Origin of the sequence: Klebsiella sp. HN106 (assembly GCF_051209435.1) — a bacterium.
Classification (GTDB): domain Bacteria; phylum Pseudomonadota; class Gammaproteobacteria; order Enterobacterales; family Enterobacteriaceae; genus Klebsiella; species Klebsiella oxytoca.
On the sequence record NZ_JBLURD010000011.1, the window covers coordinates 107,777 to 128,628 of the forward strand.

Here is a 20,852-nt window from a genome sequence, read left to right on the forward strand (position 1 = left end):
CTTACCTGAAGGTGGGACGGAGCAGGGGGACGCGTAACGTGCTGCGCCGTTCAGGTCAAAAAAAAGTCGCCAGATACAGGAAAGGGCGACACCTACAACAGGATGAAACCATGTCTAATCGTATCGATAAGGACGTGATTAATGCGCTTATCGCCGGCCATTTTGCGGATCCTTTTTCCGTGCTTGGCATGCATTACACCGACGCCGGGCTGGAAGTTCGTGCATTATTACCCGATGCCACCGAAGTGTGGGTCATTGAACCAAAAACCGGACGCAAAGTCGGCAAGCTGGAATGCCTCGACTCGCGCGGTTTCTTTAGCGGCGTTCTGCCGCGTCGTAAAAATCCTTTTCGTTATCAGTTGGCTGTCACCTGGCACGGGCAGCAGAATCTGATCGATGACCCGTATCGTTTTGGCCCGCTGCTGCAGGATCTGGATGTCTGGCTGCTGTCGGAAGGCACGCACCTGCGTCCGTATGAAACGTTGGGCGCGCATGCCGATACTATGGACGGCGTGGTCGGCACGCGTTTCTCGGTCTGGGCGCCTAACGCCCGTCGGGTGTCGGTCGTCGGCCAGTTTAACTACTGGGATGGTCGCCGCCACCCGATGCGCCTGCGTAAAGAGTCCGGCATCTGGGAGCTGTTCGTTCCCGGCGCGCTGAACGGCCAGCTGTATAAATTCGAGCTGATTGATGCCCACGGCAACCTGCGGGTGAAGTCCGACCCTTACGCTTTTGAAGCGCAGATGCGCCCGGATAGCGCCTCGCTCATCTGCGGGCTGCCGGAAAAGGTCCAGCAGCCGCCGGAGCGCAAGCTGGCTAACCAGTTTGATGCGCCAATCTCGATTTATGAGGTGCACCTCGGCTCCTGGCGTCGCCATACCGATAATAACTTCTGGCTGAGCTACCGCGAGCTTGCCGACCAACTGGTGCCTTATGCCAAATGGATGGGCTTCACCCATCTTGAACTACTACCGGTTAATGAGCATCCGTTTGACGGCAGCTGGGGCTATCAGCCAACCGGGCTATATGCGCCAACTCGTCGCTTCGGCACCCGGGAGGATTTCCTCTACTTTATCAACGCCGCGCACGCTGCGGGCCTGAACGTGATTCTGGACTGGGTACCCGGCCATTTTCCGGCGGATGATTTCGCGCTCGCCTCGTTTGACGGCACCTCGTTGTATGAACATAGCGACCCGCGCGAAGGCTACCACCAGGACTGGAACACCCTGATTTACAACTACGGTCGTCGCGAGGTCAGTAATTATCTGGTCGGCAATGCGCTGTACTGGATCGAACGCTTCGGCATTGACGCGCTGCGGGTTGATGCGGTGGCATCAATGATTTATCGCGACTATAGCCGCAAACAGGGCGAGTGGGTGCCGAACGAATTCGGCGGTCGGGAAAACCTTGAAGCCATTGAGTTTCTGCGCAATACCAACCGCGTGCTGGGCGAGCAGACGCCGGGCGCGGTGACGATGGCGGAAGAGTCGACCGATTTCCCCGGCGTGTCTCGTCCTTCCTCCACCGGCGGGCTCGGCTTCTGGTTCAAGTGGAACCTTGGCTGGATGCACGACACCCTCGACTATATGAAGCTGGACCCGGTGCATCGCCGACATCATCACGACAAGATGACCTTCGGTATGCTCTACAACTACACCGAAAACTTTGTCCTGCCGCTCTCTCATGATGAGGTCGTGCACGGCAAAAAATCGATTCTCGACCGTATGCCGGGCGATGCCTGGCAGAAGTTCGCTAACCTGCGCGCGTACTACGGCTGGCTGTTTGCCTTCCCCGGTAAAAAGCTCCTGTTTATGGGCAATGAGTTTGCTCAAGGGCGAGAGTGGAACCACGATACAAGCCTCGACTGGCATCTGCTGGAAGGCGGCGATAACTGGCACCACGGCGTTCAGCGGCTGGTGCGCGATCTCAACCATACTTATCGCCACCATAAAGCGCTGCATGAACTGGATTTTGACCCCTACGGATTTGAATGGCTGGTGGTGGACGACCACGAGCGCTCGGTCTTTATCTTTGTTCGTCGCGACAGGGCGGGTAACGAAATTATCGTCGCCAGCAACTTCACGCCAGTGCCGCGCCATGAGTATCGCTTTGGCATCAACCAGCCTGGCCGCTGGCGTGAAGAGCTGAACACCGACTCTATGCACTACCACGGTAGCAATACCGGCAACGGCGGCGTCGTCGAGAGCGACCCGATCGCCAGCCACGGTCGTGAACACTCGCTCTCCATTACGCTGCCGCCGCTGGCGACGGTATGGCTGGTGCGGGAGGCGCAATGATCGCACTCACGGCAGGAAAGCCCGCGCCTTTAGGGGCCAGCTACGACGGTAAGGGCGTGAATTTCGCGCTCTTTTCCGTCCATGCGGAGCGGGTGGAACTCTGCGTGTTTGACGAGCAGGGCAATGAGCGGCGAGTCGACCTGCCCGCACGCAGCGGCGATATCTGGCACGGCTGGCTCGCCGATGTCGGGCCAGGTCTGCGCTACGGCTACCGCGTCCACGGCCCCTGGGACCCGGCGCAGGGGCACCGTTTCAATCCGGCAAAGCTGCTGCTCGATCCCTGCTGCCACCAGGTGGATGGCGGACTGCCTGACGACGAGCGACTTCACGGCGGCGATGGCGTTCCCGATAACCGCGATAGCGCGGCAATAGCGCCGAAGTCGCGGGTAATCGACCTCCATTATGACTGGCGCGGCGATAAGCCGCCGCGCACGCCGTGGGGCCAGACGGTGATTTATGAAGCCCACGTCAAGGGGCTGACCTGGCTGCACCCTGAGCTGCCGGAAGAGATCCGCGGCACCTACAAAGCGCTGGGTCATCCGGTGATGATCGAATACTTCCGCACGCTCGGCATTACTGCACTAGAGTTAATGCCGGTGGCGCAGTTCGCCAGCGAACCGCGTCTGCAGAGGATGGGGTTAAGCAACTATTGGGGCTACAACCCGCTGGCGATTTTTGCCCTCGATACGCGCTACGCCAGCGCGCCGGAGCAGGCGTTAAACGAATTTCGCGATGCGGTAAAAGCGCTGCACGCGGCAGGTATTGAAGTGATCCTTGACGTGGTGTTGAACCATAGCGCGGAGATAGACCTGGAAGGGCCGACCTTCTCCCTGCGCGGAATCGACAACCGTAGCTATTATTGGATCAGGGAAGACGGTGATTACCACAACTGGACCGGCTGCGGGAACACCCTCAACCTCAGCCATCCCGGGGTGGTGGAGTATGCGCGCCAGTGTCTGCGCTTTTGGGTCGATGAGTGCCACGTCGACGGTTTTCGTTTCGATCTCGCCTCGGTAATGGGGCGGACGCCGGAGTTTCGTCAGGATGCGCCGCTGTTTGAGGCCATTCGTAACGATCCGCGGCTGGCGGAAGTGAAGCTGATTGCCGAGCCCTGGGATATCGGTCCCGGGGGCTACCAGGTCGGTAACTTTCCGCCGTTGTTTGCTGAGTGGAACGACCATTTCCGCGATACCGCACGTCGATTCTGGCTACAGCAGAACGTCTCGCTGGGCGACTTCGCGCTGCGTTTTGCCGCCTCGAGCGACGTTTTCCAGCGTAACGGCAGAGCGCCGTCGGCGGCGATTAACCTGGTCACCGCGCACGATGGTTTCACCCTGCGCGACTGCGTTTGTTTCAATCAGAAACACAATGAGGCAAACGGGGAGGAGAATCGCGATGGGACTAACAATAACTACAGCAACAATCATGGTATAGAAGGATTAGAAGGGAGTCTTGCCGTCATTGAGCGGCGCCGTGCCAGCGTTCACGCTCTTCTGGCGACGCTACTGCTGGCGCAGGGAACGCCGATGCTGCTGGCGGGTGACGAACACGGTCACAGCCAGCATGGTAACAACAATGCTTACTGTCAGGACAATGCGTTGACCTGGCTGGACTGGAACCATACTAACCGCGGGCTGACCGCGTTCACCGCCGCGTTGATTCATCTGCGCCAGCGTATTTCGGCTTTAACCGATAATCGCTGGTGGCAGGAGGGAGACGGCAGCGTTCGCTGGTTAAACCAACATGCTCAGCCGCTGTCCGCTGATGAATGGCAGCACGGTGCGCCGCGCATGCAGATCATATTGTCCGATCGCTGGCTGATGGCGCTGAACGCCACCGCCGAGGTGGCAGAGATGGTTTTACCCGCGGGGGAATGGCGCGCCATTCCACCTTTCGCCGGAGAGGATAATCCGGTCACTATGGCTGTCTGGCATGGGCCCGCGCACGGAGTGTGCGTATTTCAAAGGTCGTAACCTCGGGGCTTCCGGTTGGTCTCGAAGCGGCGGCGCGACGAGAAGGGCAGGCAAGCTGGGGAGTAAAAAAGGAGTTAATTATGGTTGGGGTAGAAAAGAACGATCCATTGATGCTGGCGCGTCAGTTGCCGATCAAATCCGTTGCGCTGATCCTTGCCGGGGGACGTGGTACCCGTCTGAAGGATCTGACCAATAAACGCGCGAAACCTGCTGTCCATTTCGGCGGCAAGTTCCGTATTATCGATTTTGCGTTATCTAACTGTATTAACTCAGGTATTCGTCGTATCGGCGTCATCACCCAGTATCAATCGCATACTCTGGTGCAGCATATTCAGCGCGGCTGGTCTTTTTTCAATGAAGAGATGAACGAATTTGTTGACCTGCTGCCCGCCCAGCAAAGGATGCAGGGAGAAAACTGGTATCGCGGCACCGCGGACGCGGTGACGCAGAACCTCGACATCATTCGTCGCTACAAGGCGGAGTATGTCGTCATCCTCGCCGGCGACCATATCTACAAACAAGACTACTCGCGGATGCTTATCGACCATGTCGAAAAAGGCGCGCGTTGCACCGTTGCCTGTATGCCGGTGCCTATTGAAGAAGCACGGGCGTTCGGCGTAATGGCGGTGGACGAGAGCGATAAGATTATCGATTTCGTCGAAAAACCGGCTAACCCTCCGGCGATGCCGGGCGATGCGAGCAAATCGCTGGCGAGTATGGGTATCTATGTCTTTGACGCGGATTACCTTTATGAGCTTCTGGAAGAAGACGACAGCGATGAAAGCTCCAGCCACGATTTTGGTAAAGACATCATTCCGAAAATCACCAAAGCTGGCATGGCTTATGCACATCCTTTCCCGCTTTCCTGCGTGCAGTCCGATCCGCAGTCTGAGCCCTATTGGCGGGATGTCGGGACCCTGGAAGCGTACTGGAAAGCCAACCTCGATCTGGCTTCGGTGACCCCGGAACTGGATATGTACGATCAGAACTGGCCGATTCGCACCCATATGGAGCCTCTGCCTCCGGCGAAATTCGTTCAGGACCGCTCGGGTAGCCACGGGATGACCCTCAACTCGCTGGTCTCCGGCGGCTGTATCATCTCCGGTTCGGTGGTTGTGCAGTCGGTGCTGTTCCCGCGCGTGCGGGTGAATTCATTCTGTAATATTGATTCGGCAGTCTTGCTGCCAGAGGTTTGGGTTGGCCGTTCGTGCCGCCTGCGTCGCTGCATTATTGACCGTGCCTGCGTGATACCGGAAGGTATGGTTGTTGGTGAGAACGCGGAAGAGGATGCACGCCGTTTCTACCGCTCGGAGGAAGGTATCGTGCTGGTCACCCGCGACATGCTGCGGAAATTGGGGTACCCACAGGAGCGCTAATGCAGGTATTACATGTATGTTCAGAGATGTTCCCGCTGTTAAAAACCGGTGGACTGGCGGATGTGATCGGCGCGCTGCCTGCAGCGCAAATTGCCGGGGGCGTTGACACGCGCGTACTGTTGCCCGCGTTTCCTGATATCCGCCGCGGCGTGACGGATGCGCAGGTGGTAACGCGCCGGGAGACGTTTGCCGGGCGTATCACTTTACTGTTCGGCCACTTTAACGGCGTGGGCATCTATCTGATTGATGCTCCGCATCTCTACGATCGTCCGGGGAGCCCTTACCACGATACCAATCAGCATGCCTATACCGACAACGTGCTGCGCTTCGCGCTGCTGGGCTGGGTAGGCAGCGAGATGGCCTGCGGCCTGGATCCTTTCTGGCGTCCCGATGTTGTTCACGCCCACGACTGGCATGCGGGGCTGACCCCTGCCTATCTGGCGGCGCGCGGCCACCCGGCGAAGTCAGTCTTTACGGTGCATAACCTGGCCTATCAGGGGATGTTCTACTCGTGGCATATGAACGACATTGAGCTGCCCTGGTCGTTCTATAACGTTCATGGCCTCGAATTTAACGGTCAGATCTCCTTCCTGAAGGCGGGTCTTTACTACGCCGACCATATTACGGCGGTTAGTCCAACCTATGCCCGCGAAATCACCGAGCCGCAGTTCGCTTACGGGATGGAAGGGCTGCTGCGCCAGCGACAGCATGAGGGCCGCCTTTCGGGGATCCTCAACGGAGTGGATGATCACATCTGGAATCCGGAAAGCGACCTGCTGCTGGCCGCGCGCTATGACCGCGATCGGCTGGAAGAGAAGGCTGAGAACAAACGTCAGCTGCAAATCGCCATGGGGCTGAAGGTGGATGATAAAGCGCCGCTGTTTGCCGTGGTTAGCCGTTTGACCAGCCAAAAAGGGTTGGACCTGGTGCTGGAGGCGCTGCCGGGCCTGCTGGAGCAGGGTGGTCAGCTGGCGCTGCTGGGGGCTGGCGATCCGGTACTGCAGGAGGGCTTCCTGGCCGCTGCGGCCGAGCATCCGGGCAAAGTCGGCGTTCAGATTGGCTACCATGAGGCATTCTCTCACCGTATTATGGGCGGCGCCGATGTGATTCTGGTGCCCAGCCGTTTTGAACCGTGCGGCTTGACCCAGCTGTACGGCCTGAAGTACGGCACGCTACCGCTGGTGCGGCGCACCGGCGGTCTGGCAGACACCGTTTCCGACTGCTCGCTGGAGAATCTCGCCGACGGTCTGGCTACCGGCTTTGTTTTTGAAGATAGCAACGCTGTGTCGCTGCTGCGGGCCATTCGACGCACGTTCGTCCTGTGGTCGCGCCCATCGCTCTGGCGTTACGTCCAGCGCCAGGCGATGAATATGGATTTTAGCTGGCAGGTTGCCGCAAACTCTTACCGCGAACTTTATCAACGCTTGCTGTAACCAGGAGCAAAGCTATGAATGTACCTTTTAGCTACTCATCACCCACCCTGAGCGTTGAGGCGTTAAAGCACTCTATTGCTTATAAACTGATGTTTATTATCGGTAAAGATCCGGCTATCGCGAACAAGCATGAATGGCTTAATGCTACGCTGTTCGCCGTTCGCGATCGCATGGTTGAGCGCTGGCTACGTTCAAACCGGGCGCAGCTCTCTCAGGAGGTGCGCCAGGTATACTATCTGTCGATGGAATTTTTGATTGGCCGTACTTTATCCAACGCGCTGTTATCGCTAGGTATTTATGAAGATGTGAATAGCGCGCTGGAAGAGATGGGGCTGAATCTTGAAGAGCTGATTGATGAAGAGAATGACCCGGGCCTGGGCAACGGCGGCCTGGGGCGTCTGGCCGCCTGCTTCCTTGACTCGCTGGCGGCGCTGGGTTTACCGGGCCGTGGCTACGGTATTCGCTACGACTACGGCATGTTTAAGCAAAACATCGTCGATGGGCGGCAGAAAGAGTCCCCGGATTACTGGCTGGAGTATGGTAACCCGTGGGAATTTGAGCGCCACAATACGCGCTATAAAGTGCGTTTCGGCGGCCGCATTCAGCAGGAAGGTAAACATTCACGCTGGGTGGAAACCGAAGAGATTATTGCTGAAGCCTACGATCAGATTATCCCGGGTTTTGATACCGACGCCACCAATACGCTGCGTCTGTGGAGCGCGCAGGCCAGCAGCGAGATTAACCTCGGTAAATTTAATCAGGGCGACTACTTCGCGGCGGTGGAAGATAAAAACCACTCCGAGAACGTGTCGCGGGTACTTTATCCGGATGACTCCACCTATTCCGGGCGCGAACTGCGCCTGCGCCAGGAGTATTTCCTCGTGTCGGCGACGGTACAAGATATCCTCAGCCGCCACTACCAGCTGCATAAAACCTACGCCAATCTGGCGGATAAAATCGCGATTCATCTCAATGACACGCACCCGGTGCTGTCGATTCCGGAGCTGATGCGCCTGCTGATTGACGAGCATAAGTTCAGCTGGGATGAGGCGTTCGAGGTAACCTGCCAGGTCTTCTCTTATACCAACCATACCCTGATGAGCGAAGCGCTGGAGACCTGGCCCGTCGACATGCTGGGTAAAATTCTGCCGCGTCATTTGCAGATTATTTTCGAGATTAATGACTACTTCCTGAAGACCCTGCAGGAGCAGTATCCCAACGATACGGCGATGCTGGGTCGTACGTCGATTATCGACGAGTCTAACGGGCGTCGCGTCCGTATGGCGTGGCTGGCGGTGGTGGTAAGCCACAAGGTCAACGGCGTGTCGGAGCTGCACTCCCGGCTGATGGTTGAGTCGCTGTTTGCCGAATTTGCCAAAATTTTTCCGATGCGCTTCACCAACGTCACGAATGGCGTGACTCCGCGCCGCTGGCTGGCGCTGGCGAATCCGCCGTTGTCAAAAGTGCTGGATGAAAATATCGGTCACACCTGGCGCACGGATTTAAGTCAGCTGAAGGAGCTGGAGCAGCATATCGACTATCCGAAGGTCAATCAGGCGGTACGCCAGGCCAAGCTGGAAAACAAGCAGCGGCTGGCGAACTACATCGGCCAGCAGCTTAACGTGGTCGTCAACCCGAAAGCTCTGTTTGATGTGCAGATCAAGCGTATTCACGAGTACAAACGTCAGTTGATGAACGTGCTGCATGTGATCACTCGCTACAATCGCATCAAAGCCGATCCTGACGCTGAGTGGGTACCGCGCGTGAATATTTTCGCCGGAAAGGCGGCTTCGGCTTACTATATGGCGAAGCATATTATTCATTTAATTAATGATGTCGCGGCGGTAGTGAATAACGATCCGGAAGTTGGCGATAAGCTGAAAGTGGTATTTATTCCTAACTACAGCGTTAGCCTCGCGCAGCTGATCATTCCGGCGGCGGATCTCTCCGAGCAGATCTCTCTGGCAGGGACGGAGGCGTCCGGTACCAGCAACATGAAGTTCGCGCTTAACGGCGCGTTAACCATTGGTACTCTGGATGGCGCTAACGTTGAGATGCAGGAGCACGTTGGGGCGGATAATTTCTTTATCTTCGGTAATACGGCGGAACAAGTTGAAGCCCTGCGGGCCAATGGCTATAAACCGCGTGATTACTACGAGCAGGATGAAGAGCTGCACCAGGCGCTGACGCAGATTGGCACCGGCCTGTTTAGTCCATCTGAACCGGGACGTTACCGCGACCTGCTGGATTCGCTGATTAACTTCGGCGACCACTATCAGGTTCTGGCGGATTACCGTAGCTACGTGGATTGTCAGGATAAGGTGGATGAGCTGTACCGTCATCCGGAGGAGTGGGCCAATAAAGCGATGCTGAATATCGCTAATATGGGTTACTTCTCGTCCGATCGCACGATTAAAGAGTATGCCGACCATATCTGGCATATCGATCCGGTAAGGCTGTAACGGGGTTGCCATAAAAAAAACGGGGCCTACGGGCCCCGTTACTATTTACGCTGTTACGACGCCAGCGACAGCTCAGACTTTCCCGCGTGCTGCGCCAGCCATTCGCTAATGCGCGCCTGCTGTTCCTCCGTGAGCCACATGCCCTGCTTGGTCCGCCGCCAGATAGCGTCATCCAGTGAACGAACCCATTCGTGCTCAACCAGATAACGCAGTTCGGCTTCAAAAAACTCATGACCGAAATGTTCGCCCAGATCGTCCAGCGAGGTCGCCTTATCAAGGATCAACTCGCTGTTGCTGCCGTAGGTGCGGGCGTAATGGCGGGCCATAGATTCACTGATAAACGGGAAGCGGCGGCGCAGCTTAGCCGCATAGTCATCACGGTCGCCGCCGATATCGCCGCCGGGCAGCACCGCGGTTTTGGTCCATGCCGGGCCAATGCCTTTGTAGTAAGGCGTCAGTTTCTCCAGCGCGTGTTCGGCCAGCTTACGGTAGGTGGTGAGCTTACCGCCGAAGACCGATAGCAGCGGCGCCTGGCCGTTCTCATCATGAATATCGAGGGTGTAATCGCGGGTGATCGCCTGCGGTGAATCAGATTCATCATCGCACAGCGGGCGCACGCCCGAGTAGGTCCAGACAATATCGTCCCGGGTGAGTTGTTTTTTAAAGTGAGCGTTATAGACGTTCAGCAGATAGTTAACCTCTTTGTCATCGATCGCCACCGCTTTTGGATCGCCTTTATATTCGACGTCGGTGGTGCCGATGATGGAGAACTCGTCCATCCACGGGATCACAAAGACAATGCGTTTATCTTCATTTTGCAGGATATAGGCCTGCTTCTGCGTATGTACACGCGGTACGACGATATGACTGCCTTTAATCAAGCGGATACCGTACGGAGAACGCAGGTGCATCCCCTCGTCGAAGAACTGTTTGACCCACGGGCCGGTCGCGTTAACCAGACCGCGCGCCTGCCAGGTGAACTTTTCACCGCTATCAATATCTTCCGCTTCGACAATCCACAAACCGTTTTCACGTTTTGCTGAAATGGCGCGGGTGCGCGTGCGTACTTCTCCACCTTTACGCACAACCATCTGGGCATTGGCCAGCACCATGCGCGCATCGTCGACCCAGCAGTCGGAATATTCGAAACCGCGCACGATTTCAGGTTTAAGTACTGATTCTGTACCAAAACGCAAACCGGTTGATCCAGGCAGGCTGGTGCGCTTACCGAGATGGTCGTACATAAACAGGCCAATGCGGATCATCCACGCCGGACGCAGGTGCGGGCGATGCGGTAAGCGAAAACGCATCGGGAAGGCGATATGCGGGGCCATTTTTAATAACACTTCACGCTCGGCCAGCGCTTCGCTCACCAGGCGGAATTCATAGTGTTCGAGGTAGCGCAGCCCGCCGTGAATCAGCTTTGAGCTGGCGCTGGATGTCGCGCAGGCCAGATCGCGCGCCTCCAGCATCAGCACGGATAAACCACGCCCTGCGGCGTCTGCCGCGATACCGGCACCGTTGATGCCTCCCCCTATCACAATCAGATCTTTGGTTTCCACGCTGCTACCTCTTACACTTTCGTTTAAGCTCACAAATGTTCGATATCGCTCAATATAGCAAACAATCGCGCCATTGGTAACATCAAAAAAACATTTCAGAGTGATGCGTGTAACATATTGGCGTTTATTTCGCGCCAGGCTGTACACTAGGCGCTAAAATCCGGGGCGTTTCGTCGCCTGCCTGTAGAAAAAAAGAGAGCTTATGGATCACTTTGAATGTATTAACGTAGAAGAAGCCCACCAGAAAATGCATCAGCAGACGGCGGTGCTGGTGGATATCCGCGACCCGCAAAGCTTCGCGATGGGCCATACGCCGGGCGCGTTTCATCTGACCAACGATACGCTGGGCGCGTTTATGCGCGACAACGACTTTGATACGGCGGTCATGGTGATGTGCTATCACGGTAATAGCAGCAAGGGCGCTGCGCAATATCTGCTGCAGCAGGGTTACGACAAGGTGTACAGCGTGGACGGCGGGTTTGATGCCTGGCAACGGCATTTTCCGGCGGAAGTCGCGCATGGCGCAGTTTAGGCGTTAGCGCAGGTTGTGGCTATAATATCCCCCTTTGTGTGGAATAAGCGAACCGCTGCATGTTAATGATTACCTCTTTTGCCAACCCGCGCGTGGCCCAGGCGTTTGTCGACTATATGGCGACGCAGGGAATTATTTTGACTATTCAGCAGCATACACAGAGCGATATCTGGCTGGCTGACGAGAGCCAGGCCGCGCGCGTGCAGGCCGAACTGGCCCGATTTCTTGAAAATCCAGCCGATCCGCGCTATCTGGCCGCCAGCTGGCAGTCGGGGCACACCAATAGCGGGCTGCACTACCAGCGATTCCCTTTTTTAGCGACGCTTCGCCACAACGCCGGGCCGGTTACCTGGAGCGTTCTCTTCGCCTGCATCGCCGTCTTTGTCCTGCAATCGGTCATTGGCGATCAACCGGTCATGATGCTGCTGGCCTGGCCCTACGATCCTTCGCTGAAATTTGAAGTCTGGCGCTACTTTAGCCATGCCCTTATGCACTTCTCGCTGATGCATATTCTGTTCAACCTGCTATGGTGGTGGTACCTCGGCGGGGCGGTAGAAAAGCGAATCGGCAGCGGCAAGCTGGTGGTGATTACCGCGATCGGCGCTTTACTGAGCGGCTTTGTACAGCATCAGTTTAGCGGCCCGTGGTTTGGCGGTCTGTCCGGCGTGGTCTATGCGCTGATGGGCTATGTCTGGCTGCGAGGCGAACGCGATCCGCAGAGCGGCGTTTATTTACAGCGCGGCTTGATACTCTTCTCCTTAGTATGGTTAGTTGCTGGATGGTTTGATGTTTTCGGCATGTCGATTGCGAACGGTGCGCACGTGGCTGGTCTGGTGACCGGGCTGGCGATGGCGTTTGTTGATACGCAGAATGTGCGAAAACGAACGTAGAGATTCCCAGGGATATTTCATGAAACAAACACAACGTCATGACGCGATTATCGAGCTGGTAAAAAAACAGGGATACGTCAGTACCGAAGAACTGGTCGAACAGTTTGCCGTCAGCCCGCAGACCATTCGCCGCGACCTGAATGATTTAGCCGATCAGAAAATGATTCTGCGCCACCACGGCGGCGCTGCGCTACCTTCCAGTTCGGTGAATACTTCCTGGCACGACAGGAAGTCGACCCAGACCCAGGAAAAAGAGCGCATCGCCCGTAAGGTCGCGAGCGAAATTCCCGATGGCGCGACGCTGTTTATCGATATCGGCACCACGCCGGAAGCGGTGGCCCATGCGTTGCTTAACCATAACGATTTGCGCATCGTCACCAATAATCTCAACGTCGCCAATACGCTTATGGTGAAAGAGGATTTCCGCATCATTCTGGCCGGCGGCGAGCTGCGCAGCCGGGATGGCGGTATTATCGGTGAGGCCACGCTCGACTTTATCTCTCAGTTCCGACTCGATTTTGGCATTCTTGGCATCAGCGGCATCGACAGCGATGGCTCGCTGCTGGAGTTTGACTACCACGAAGTGCGCACCAAACGGGCGATTATTGAAAACTCCCGCCACGTAATGCTGGTGGTTGATCATTCCAAATTCGGCCGCAATGCGATGGTGAATATGGGCAGCATCAGCATGGTTGATGCGGTCTATACTGATGTGATGCCGCCCGCAGGAGTACTGAAGGTGATTACCGATAACAACCTTCAGCTGGAGCTGTGCTGATCCTTTAGCATTTCCCAGCTCAGGCCAAAGCGCGCCAGATACTTGCGCAGCCGATCCGCGTCGTTGACCGTTGCTTTGCCGAGGCGTGAAACGTTAAAGAGCTGGCGTCCGGCATCGGAAATCGTTGTTGCCTGCTGGCATACGGCAATGACGTTTTGTAGATGCAGGCGATCAAAGAGGTCAAGATTTTCCACCTCCGCCCCCAGTAGCGCGTCGAGCGCTGAGGGGCGGCGATCGTTCCAGCTGTAGCGCAGCCGTTCAATCTCATCCTCCACCGTGCTTACCGTGATGCGACCGTTTTCCGCCAGGGTCGCCATGCGGGTCACGCTGGCGGAGAGTTCGCGGAAGTTGCCGCTCCACGCCGCCTGGGGCGAGGTGGCGAACGTCAGCCACGCGCGGCGCGCTTCGGTATTAAAGCGCACGCTGTCGCCGGTTAGCGCGGCGTGACGCTCCATTTCATACTCGAGATTGGGTTCGATATCTTCCTGGCGCTGACGCAGACCGGGCAGTTCAAAGGTCCACAAATTAATACGTGCGTAGAGATCTTCGCGGAACTGGCCCTGCGCAACCCGCTGGCGCAAATCGCGCACGGTGCCGGCGATGAGCTGAAAATCGCTGCTGACCTGCTGGTCGCTGCCGAAGGGATAGAAGCGTTTTTCCTCAATGGCCTTCAACAGCATCGCTTGTTCATCTGCGCCCAGCTCGCCAATCTCATCCAGGAAAAGCATCCCGCCGTTAGCGCTGCGCAGCAGGCCAGCCCGTTCTTCCCTTGCGCCGGTAAAAGCGCCTTTGACATGGCCAAACAGCGTCGACATTGCGGTATCACCGCGCAGGGTGGCGCAGTTCACCTCGACGAGCGGACCGTTAAACTGATGGCGCGCCAGCTTTAACTCATAAATGCGGCGGGCAAGAAATGATTTACCTGCGCCGGTGGGGCCGTTCAGCAGAATCGGCGAACGGGAGCGGATAGCGACGCGCTCAATATTCTCGATCGTGCGGTTGAAGCGCGGGTTACGGGTCTCGATACCGGATTTCAAAAAGTTAAGCGTCTCTTCCCGTTCCTGGGCGAAGCGGCTGGCGATAGCGTTATAGCGGCTGAGGTCGAGGTCAATGATCGTCACGCCGCCCGGGGTATGGGGCTTGTCTTTTTTCCGCGGCGGGGAGGTTTGCGCCAGTCGCGCCGGGAGATAGCGCGCTTCGGCCAGCAGGAACCAGCAGATCTGCGCCACGTGAGTGCCGGTGGTGATGTGTATCAGATAGTCTTCATCTTCAGGATGGAACCGGTGGCTGCGGGCAAAATCGTGCAGGCAGGCGTAAACCTCCTCGAAATCCCATGGATTGCGGATGGTCATCTCAACGCCGACGACCTCCGTTTCCGGCGATACGCTGGCGATATCCTGCTTTAAGGTCTCAAACAAGCCGCGCGAACGGGCGTCGTAAAGCAGCTCAAGGCGATGAACAACCAGTGTTTCCTGCTGACACAGGCATAAGGTTGGCCGCCATTTCTCCCAGCGCTGGCTGCCGCGGCCAACATAATCCAGTACCGTACCGACAAAACCAAAGGCTACCGTTTTGCGCATCTTAGATTTCCTTATAAAAGACGATATTTAATTATCGTATTTTCGCTTCCCGCACGCAGTGTCTTTTTGAATGAAGCGCGGGAAAAAATAAATAAATCATAAAAATCAAACAAATAATTTTATTTTTATAATCTGGCACGCAGGTTGCAAAGACACTGTCATGGAGAATAACGGAACCAGGAAATCAGATGGCTAATCTACTTCAGTTCCGTTCCGCCGTTATAACGCGCCGGCAAGTTCTCATGATGCGGCTCCGGTTAAGCCGGCGTTAAGATGCTTCACAACTTGTCGCCGCCCTATTAATAAAATGAGAAAAGACAATGAATTATGAATTGATGGCCACCCAGAACGCCCCGGTGAAAATGTGGACCAAGGGCGTACCCGTGGAAGACGAAGCGCGCCAGCAGTTGATTAACACGGCAAAGATGCCGTTTATTTTCAACCATGTTGCCGTTATGCCCGATGTGCACCTTGGTAAAGGATCGACAATCGGAAGCGTGATCCCCACTCTCGGTGCGATTATTCCGGCTGCGGTTGGCGTGGATATCGGCTGCGGAATGAATGCGCTGCGCACCAGCTTAACGGCGGCGGATCTTCCGGATAACCTTGCTGAATTGCGTAGTGCGATTGAAGCCGCCGTGCCGCACGGACGGACGACCGGGCGGGGCCGTCGTGACGCGGGGGCATGGGAAAATCCACCGGCTAACGTTGACGCGCACTGGTCAACGCTGCATGCGGAGTTTCAATGGCTAACCAGTAAATATCCGCGCTTCCTTAACACCAATAACTACAAGCACCTGGGAACGCTGGGAACCGGTAACCACTTTATTGAAATTTGCCTCGATGAGGCGCAGCAGGTTTGGGTGATGTTGCACTCCGGTTCACGCGGAATTGGTAACGCCATAGGCACCTATTTTATTGAAATGGCGCAAAAAGATATGGAGCAGCATATTGCGAACTTGCCCTCGCGCGATCTGGCTTATTTCTCTGAAGGCAGCGAGCATTTCGTGGATTACGTTCGGGCGGTGAGCTGGGCCCAGGATTATGCGCGCGCCAACCGTGAAGCGATGCTGGAAAACGTGCTGCTGGCGCTGCGTAAAACCATCGACAAACCCTTTACGCTGGTGAGCGAGGCGATTAACTGCCACCATAACTATGTGCAAAAAGAGCAGCATTTTGGGAAGGAGATTTACGTTACCCGTAAGGGGGCGGTATCCGCCCGGCGCGGTCAGTACGGGATTATTCCGGGATCGATGGGCGCGAAAAGCTTTATTGTTCGCGGACTCGGTAACCCGGAGTCGTTCTGTTCATGCAGCCACGGCGCCGGACGCGTGATGAGCCGTACCAAAGCGAAAAAACTGTTTAGCGTAGAGGATCAGATTCGCGCCACCGCGCATGTAGAATGCCGTAAAGATGCAAACGTCATCGACGAGATCCCGATGGCCTATAAGGACATTGACGCGGTGATGGCCGCGCAGTCCGATCTGGTGGAAATTGTGCATACCCTGCGTCAGGTGGTATGCGTGAAAGGATAATGTAATGAAAAGGATGATTACGCTGGACGGCGCGCAGGGAGAAGGCGGCGGGCAGATTTTGCGCTCGGCGCTGAGCCTGTCGATGATAACCGGCCAGCCGTTTGAGATTATCGGCATCCGCGCCGGTCGCGCTAAACCGGGACTGCTGCGCCAGCATCTCACGGCGGTACGGGCGGCGGCCGAGATCTGTAGCGCTCAGCTGAGCGGCGATGAGCTGGGCTCGCAGCGGCTGCGTTTTGTCCCTGGGCCGATTCGCGGCGGAGCGTATAAATTTGCCATCGGCAGCGCGGGCAGTTGCATGCTGGTGCTGCAAACGGTGTTACCGGCGCTCTGGTTTGCCGATAGCCCGGCCCGCGTCGAAGTCAGCGGCGGCACGCATAATCAGGCGGCCCCGAGCGCGGATTTCATTTGCCGCGTCTGGGAGCCGCTGCTGGCGAAAATGGGTATAAACCAGCGTACGGCTTTGATCAAGCATGGCTTCTATCCGGCCGGGGGCGGCGCCGCGCTAACGGAAGTGGCGCCGAGTGCGTCACTCAGCGGGCTAGAGCTGCTTTCGCGTGGTGAAACGAATTGCCTCACCGCAGAAGCGCTGCTGGCGGCGGTTCCTTACCACGTTGGCGAGCGCGAAGTGATAGCGCTGAAGGCCTGGCTGCCGCTGGCAGATAAAAAAATTCGCGTGCTGGAGGGCGGCGCCGGGCCGGGAAATACGCTGTCGCTGACCGTGGAGTGCGAACATCTTACGGAGCTGTTTATGGCTTTTGGCTCCAAAGGCGTGAGTGCTGAAAAGGTTGCGCACCAGCTTGCTTCGCAGGCCAAACGCTATCTGGCAAGCAAAGCGGCTGTGGGGGAATATCTGGCCGACCAGCTGATATTACCGCTGGCGCTGGCGGGCGAAGGTGCATTTACCGTCGCGGAAGTATCGGCGCATTTGCTGACCAATATCGCGGTGGTTGAGCGGTTTCTGCCGATCCGATTTACCTGTGAACCGAGTGATATTGGCTATCTTATTCAGGTTCGCGATTAAACTTTGCGGTATCGCCGGAAACGTAAAGTGGTGATTCTCTTCTGTCTCGGGAAAAGGCCGGAATGAGGGCTGTTTTGCGCATGTTCTTCCCCTGACCCTCTCCCCGAAGGGGCGAGGGGATCGTTTCGCTGGCTTTTTTTAATGACATAACAATGCGTTAGCGTTTTAGGTAAAGCAGAATAGTTTTCCACAGATCGCGCAGGAATTAGACTCCATATCCCATCATTTTAAGCAGCTGCTGGGCATGCTGAACGGCATCCTGGCGGTGCGCGACGCCCAGCTTTTGATACAAATTGCGAATATGCGTTTTAATCGTGGTGGCGGCAACGTCCAGCTCGCCGGCAATCTGCTCATTGCTGTAGCCGGAATAGATAAGTCCCAGTACCTGCCATTCGCGCTGGGTTAGCGGGCTGGTGCGGATGAGCTCTGGCACTTCCGGGTGGTTCAGCAGCCGCTCGACGAAGCTCTCGTCAAAGTGGGCGAATTTGTGGCGATGATGCTGGTTAATATCGCGCAGAATACGCTGGGCGCGGTGCTGCTCGAGCTCCGGCAGGGTATTGAGCTGAATCAGCTGGCGCAGCTGCTGCGCCATCGCTTCTCCTTCAATCACAAAATGATTGATAAACCCGGTGCGGTTGGCGAGGGTGAGCGCTTCCAGTAGCGCTTTCTGCGCTTCGCTTTTACGCCCGGCCTGCCAGTAGAGCTGGTTGAGCAGCAGCAGGTTGCGGTTGAGATCGCTCATCAGACGCAGCGAGCGGGCGTTATCGTTTAGCTCTTCCAGCACCATTTCAGCGGAATCAAAATCACCGAGCAGGATCTGCGCGCGGGCGATATTGCGCCACTGGCTCTGCAGGAAGTGGTTGTTAGCGAATTCCGGTTTGGGCGTCTGACGCAGCCAGTTTGCCGCGGCGGCTTTATCGCCGACCATCTGCCAGTAGATCACCCGGACTTTATCGGCATTGGATACCCAGTCGCTATGGTAATGACCGTTGCCAAGCAGATTCTCCAGGCGATTCAGATGGCTGCGGGCGTTATCCAGATCGCCGCGCGCCAGCGAGCACTGCACCATCAGCGTCAGGCACTGCAGCTGTTGCTGCGGTTGGTAGGACGAAAGCACGTTCATGCCGTTGCGCGCGGAGGTTTCCGCTTCATCCAGCCGCGCCCATGCCCACAGCAGCTGGGAGCGAATACGCAGCAAAAACTCATGCATCGGCAACTGCTCCAGATGCTGTTCGCGAATGAGCTGGAACGCTTTTTCCTGAATTTCCCAGGCGGCCTGCAGGAAACCTTGCGCAAACAGGATTTCGCTTTGCTGGATCATGCTCCATAGCGCGTAGTGCCAGACGTCATGGCGGCGGGCCATCTGTTCCGTCTGCTGCATGACCGCCAGCGATTTACTCAGCTGGCCTTTGCAGTGCAGCACTTCGCCGTGTACCGAGGTCGCTACGATTCGGCTGTAGTAGCTGGCCAGCGGCAGCTCATCAAGTGCCACCATCGCCAGGCGCTCGGCTTCGTCCTGATCGCCGGCGTTGATCGCCACCTGGGCACGCAGGGCGTTGAAATCGCCGTGCATGGCGGTGTCCATTTCCGTATCCATCTCCTGCTCGGCGCGGGCCAGCAGGGTATTCACTTCGCTATAGCGGTGCTGGCTCTGCATCAGCCAGGCCTGCAGGAGAATTAACCGCGGATTTTCCAGCAGGTTTGACCACGGTAGCGCGGCGAGAGACTGTTCCAGCAAGCTCAGCTCGCTATGGTTAAACATGCCCCATGCGTGATTGAGCAGAATATCGCGCAGCATTTTAGCGTCGCCCGCCGCCAGGGCGTGATGGATAGCCTCGGTCGGGAAGCCCTGCGCCATCCAGCTCTCGGCCGCCGCGCGGTGAATTTCCGGCAGCTCGACCGCCAGCTCCCACTGACAGCGCTGGCGCAGAAAATTACCAAACAGCGGATGATAACGGAACCATTCGCCGGAATCGTCCATCCGTTGCAGGAATAGTCCCTGGCGTTCAATCTCCTCCAGCTGCATCTGGCCATTCTCTTCGCCGGTGACGCGGACGATGAGCGCATCGTTCATTGAGCGCAGCAGCGAGCTTTTCAGCAGGAAATTACGCGTTCGCGGATCGACGTTATCCAGCACCTCATCGACCAGATAGTCAGAAAGATGGCTGGCATTAATACCGGCAAGACGACGGGCGGAGTGTTGCGCGGAAGTGTTGTTCTGGCGCGCCGAGAGGGCGATCAGCTGCAGCGCGGTGGCCCAGCCGGCAACATCGTCGCACAGCCTTTTGCTGTCGTCGGCCTCAATAGGCGAACTGAGACGACAATCGAAAAACTGCTTGGCCTCCTGATGGGTAAAAGCGAGCTGCTGGCTGCCGATTTCCAGCAGCTGATCGCGTACGCGCAGGTTGGCGATACCCAGCTGCGGCAGATTACGCGACAGCACCACCAGAGTCATATTTTCCGGCTGGTGGCGGAGGAAGAAGCGCATTGCATCATGAATAACCGGGTTGGTGATCAGATGGTAATCATCAATCACCAGGAATAGCGGGCGCTGCCAGTCGGCCAGTTCGATAAACAGTTGAGCGAAGAGGGAAGGCAGGCTGGCGTACTGGCGCTTTTGCACCATGGCCTCGCTGGCTGCACAGTGGCCGCCGGTCGCCTGCTGAACGGCGGCGATGAGATAGCTGGCAAAACGCTCCTGTTGGTTATCACCTTCATCCAGCGAGAACCAGCCAAGGTCATTTTTCCCCGCCGCCCATTGAGAAACGAGCGTGGTTTTACCGTATCCAGCCGGGCTGGTCACCAACGCGAGACGATAATTGTTCGCGCCGGAAAGTTTCGCCAGTAATCGCTCACGAATCACAGTGTGTTCAAGGCGGACCGGACGACTTAATTTAGACGGAATCAACATAGTTCTTCATTTCGCTGTGCAAGGGAGGGATTGCGAATTTTTTTGCGCTTCGTAATTAATACCCAATAAGGTCGGCCATAATGAATTTTATTGCAAGTTATGTCCGAGTTTTATGCTCTTGAATTTGCTCTATGTCACAAATTTTGACATCGAGTGAAATTGATATAAAGGAGGGCAGCGTGCGCGGTTTCTGGGCTTGCGGGAAATTCAGGCACGACAGGCTAATCTTTTTTTACAATCTAAGTAGTTGTTTGTTTTTATTAAAATATTGTCAGCTTATTCTTATAAGTCATCTTTTTGAGTTATTTCTGCATTAAATTCCGTTTATTCTTCGAATATTTACTTTTATTTCGCCATATTTACAAAACGGCATTTTATGGCCTTTTTATCAGCCAGGCTTGTAACAAAGTTTTGTTCGCCAGGAGAGACAGGTTGCGGGTTCCGCAGCGGCGAATTTTGCAGCATAATTTTGCCGGTAAGCTAACGTAATAGTGGCCAC

Annotated in this window: 13 protein-coding genes; 10 read left to right on the top strand and 3 right to left on the bottom strand. The window is 56.3% G+C overall.

All coding sequences use genetic code 11. From position 1 onward, the window contains the following. Positions 1-110 precede the first annotated feature (110 nt). The 5 genes from glgB to glgP all read left to right on the top strand — a co-directional run bounded on the left by glgB (position 111) and on the right by glgP (position 9,541). Positions 111-2,297 (top strand): 1,4-alpha-glucan branching enzyme, encoded by a 2,187-nt coding sequence (glgB, locus tag ACSIPU_RS21875; protein WP_004106491.1) that lies wholly within the window; start codon positions 111-113, stop codon positions 2,295-2,297. Next, positions 2,294-4,270 carry a glycogen debranching protein GlgX gene (gene glgX / locus ACSIPU_RS21880; protein WP_004106490.1) on the top strand — a complete coding sequence of 659 codons (1,977 nt, stop codon included), beginning with the start codon at positions 2,294-2,296 and terminating at the stop codon, positions 4,268-4,270. The genes glgB and glgX overlap by 4 nt, the downstream gene beginning before the upstream one ends. 80 nt (positions 4,271-4,350) lie before the next feature. Then, positions 4,351-5,646 (top strand): glucose-1-phosphate adenylyltransferase, encoded by a 1,296-nt coding sequence (gene glgC, locus ACSIPU_RS21885; RefSeq protein ID WP_004106488.1) that lies wholly within the window; start codon positions 4,351-4,353, stop codon positions 5,644-5,646. Further along, entirely contained in the window at positions 5,646-7,079 is a 1,434-nt protein-coding gene (gene glgA, locus ACSIPU_RS21890; RefSeq protein ID WP_004106486.1) for a glycogen synthase GlgA, read from the top strand. The genes glgC and glgA overlap by 1 nt, the downstream gene beginning before the upstream one ends. 14 nt (positions 7,080-7,093) lie before the next feature. Further along, the gene (gene glgP / locus ACSIPU_RS21895) at positions 7,094-9,541 is read left to right on the top strand and encodes a glycogen phosphorylase (protein ID WP_004106484.1); all 2,448 of its coding nucleotides are present in this window, start codon (positions 7,094-7,096) and stop codon (positions 9,539-9,541) included. A gap of 53 nt (positions 9,542-9,594) precedes the next feature. Here glgP and glpD read toward each other — a convergent pair whose 3' ends face one another. Further along, complete coding sequence (glpD, locus tag ACSIPU_RS21900) at positions 9,595-11,103, bottom strand: glycerol-3-phosphate dehydrogenase (RefSeq protein ID WP_023321714.1); 1,509 nt, start codon at positions 11,101-11,103, stop codon at positions 9,595-9,597. Positions 11,104-11,305: 202 nt separating this feature from the next. On the opposite strand from glpD, the gene glpE reads away from it, so the two are divergent. The 3 genes from glpE to ACSIPU_RS21915 are packed head-to-tail and all read left to right on the top strand — an operon-like array spanning position 11,306 to position 13,303. Beyond that, a complete protein-coding gene (gene glpE, locus ACSIPU_RS21905; RefSeq protein WP_024274780.1) occupies positions 11,306-11,635 on the top strand; it encodes a thiosulfate sulfurtransferase GlpE in 330 nt (109 codons plus the stop codon). A gap of 59 nt (positions 11,636-11,694) precedes the next feature. Beyond that, positions 11,695-12,525: a rhomboid family intramembrane serine protease GlpG gene (gene glpG, locus ACSIPU_RS21910; RefSeq protein WP_004116008.1), complete on the top strand. Its 831-nt coding sequence runs from the start codon at positions 11,695-11,697 to the stop codon at positions 12,523-12,525. A 19-nt stretch (positions 12,526-12,544) separates the two neighbouring features. After that, positions 12,545-13,303 carry a DeoR/GlpR family transcriptional regulator gene (locus tag ACSIPU_RS21915; protein WP_004106478.1) on the top strand — a complete coding sequence of 253 codons (759 nt, stop codon included), beginning with the start codon at positions 12,545-12,547 and terminating at the stop codon, positions 13,301-13,303. On the opposite strand, the gene rtcR is transcribed toward ACSIPU_RS21915, so the two are convergent. Beyond that, positions 13,285-14,883, bottom strand: a complete 1,599-nt coding sequence (gene rtcR / locus ACSIPU_RS21920) for an RNA repair transcriptional activator RtcR (protein WP_049101804.1) — start codon at positions 14,881-14,883, stop codon at positions 13,285-13,287. The two genes, ACSIPU_RS21915 and rtcR, sit on opposite strands and share 19 nt — an antisense overlap. Positions 14,884-15,203: 320 nt before the next feature. Here rtcR and ACSIPU_RS21925 point away from each other — a divergent pair, with 320 nt between their 5' ends. Beyond that, the gene (locus tag ACSIPU_RS21925; RefSeq protein ID WP_016810018.1) at positions 15,204-16,418 is read left to right on the top strand and encodes an RtcB family protein; all 1,215 of its coding nucleotides are present in this window, start codon (positions 15,204-15,206) and stop codon (positions 16,416-16,418) included. Positions 16,419-16,422: 4 nt separating this feature from the next. Then, positions 16,423-17,442, top strand: coding sequence for an RNA 3'-terminal phosphate cyclase (rtcA, locus tag ACSIPU_RS21930; protein WP_049101802.1), 1,020 nt, complete (start codon positions 16,423-16,425; stop codon positions 17,440-17,442). A 205-nt stretch (positions 17,443-17,647) separates the two neighbouring features. Here rtcA and malT read toward each other — a convergent pair whose 3' ends face one another. Next, positions 17,648-20,353, bottom strand: coding sequence for an HTH-type transcriptional regulator MalT (gene malT, locus ACSIPU_RS21935; protein WP_004106471.1), 2,706 nt, complete (start codon positions 20,351-20,353; stop codon positions 17,648-17,650). Positions 20,354-20,852: the final 499 nt, after the last annotated feature.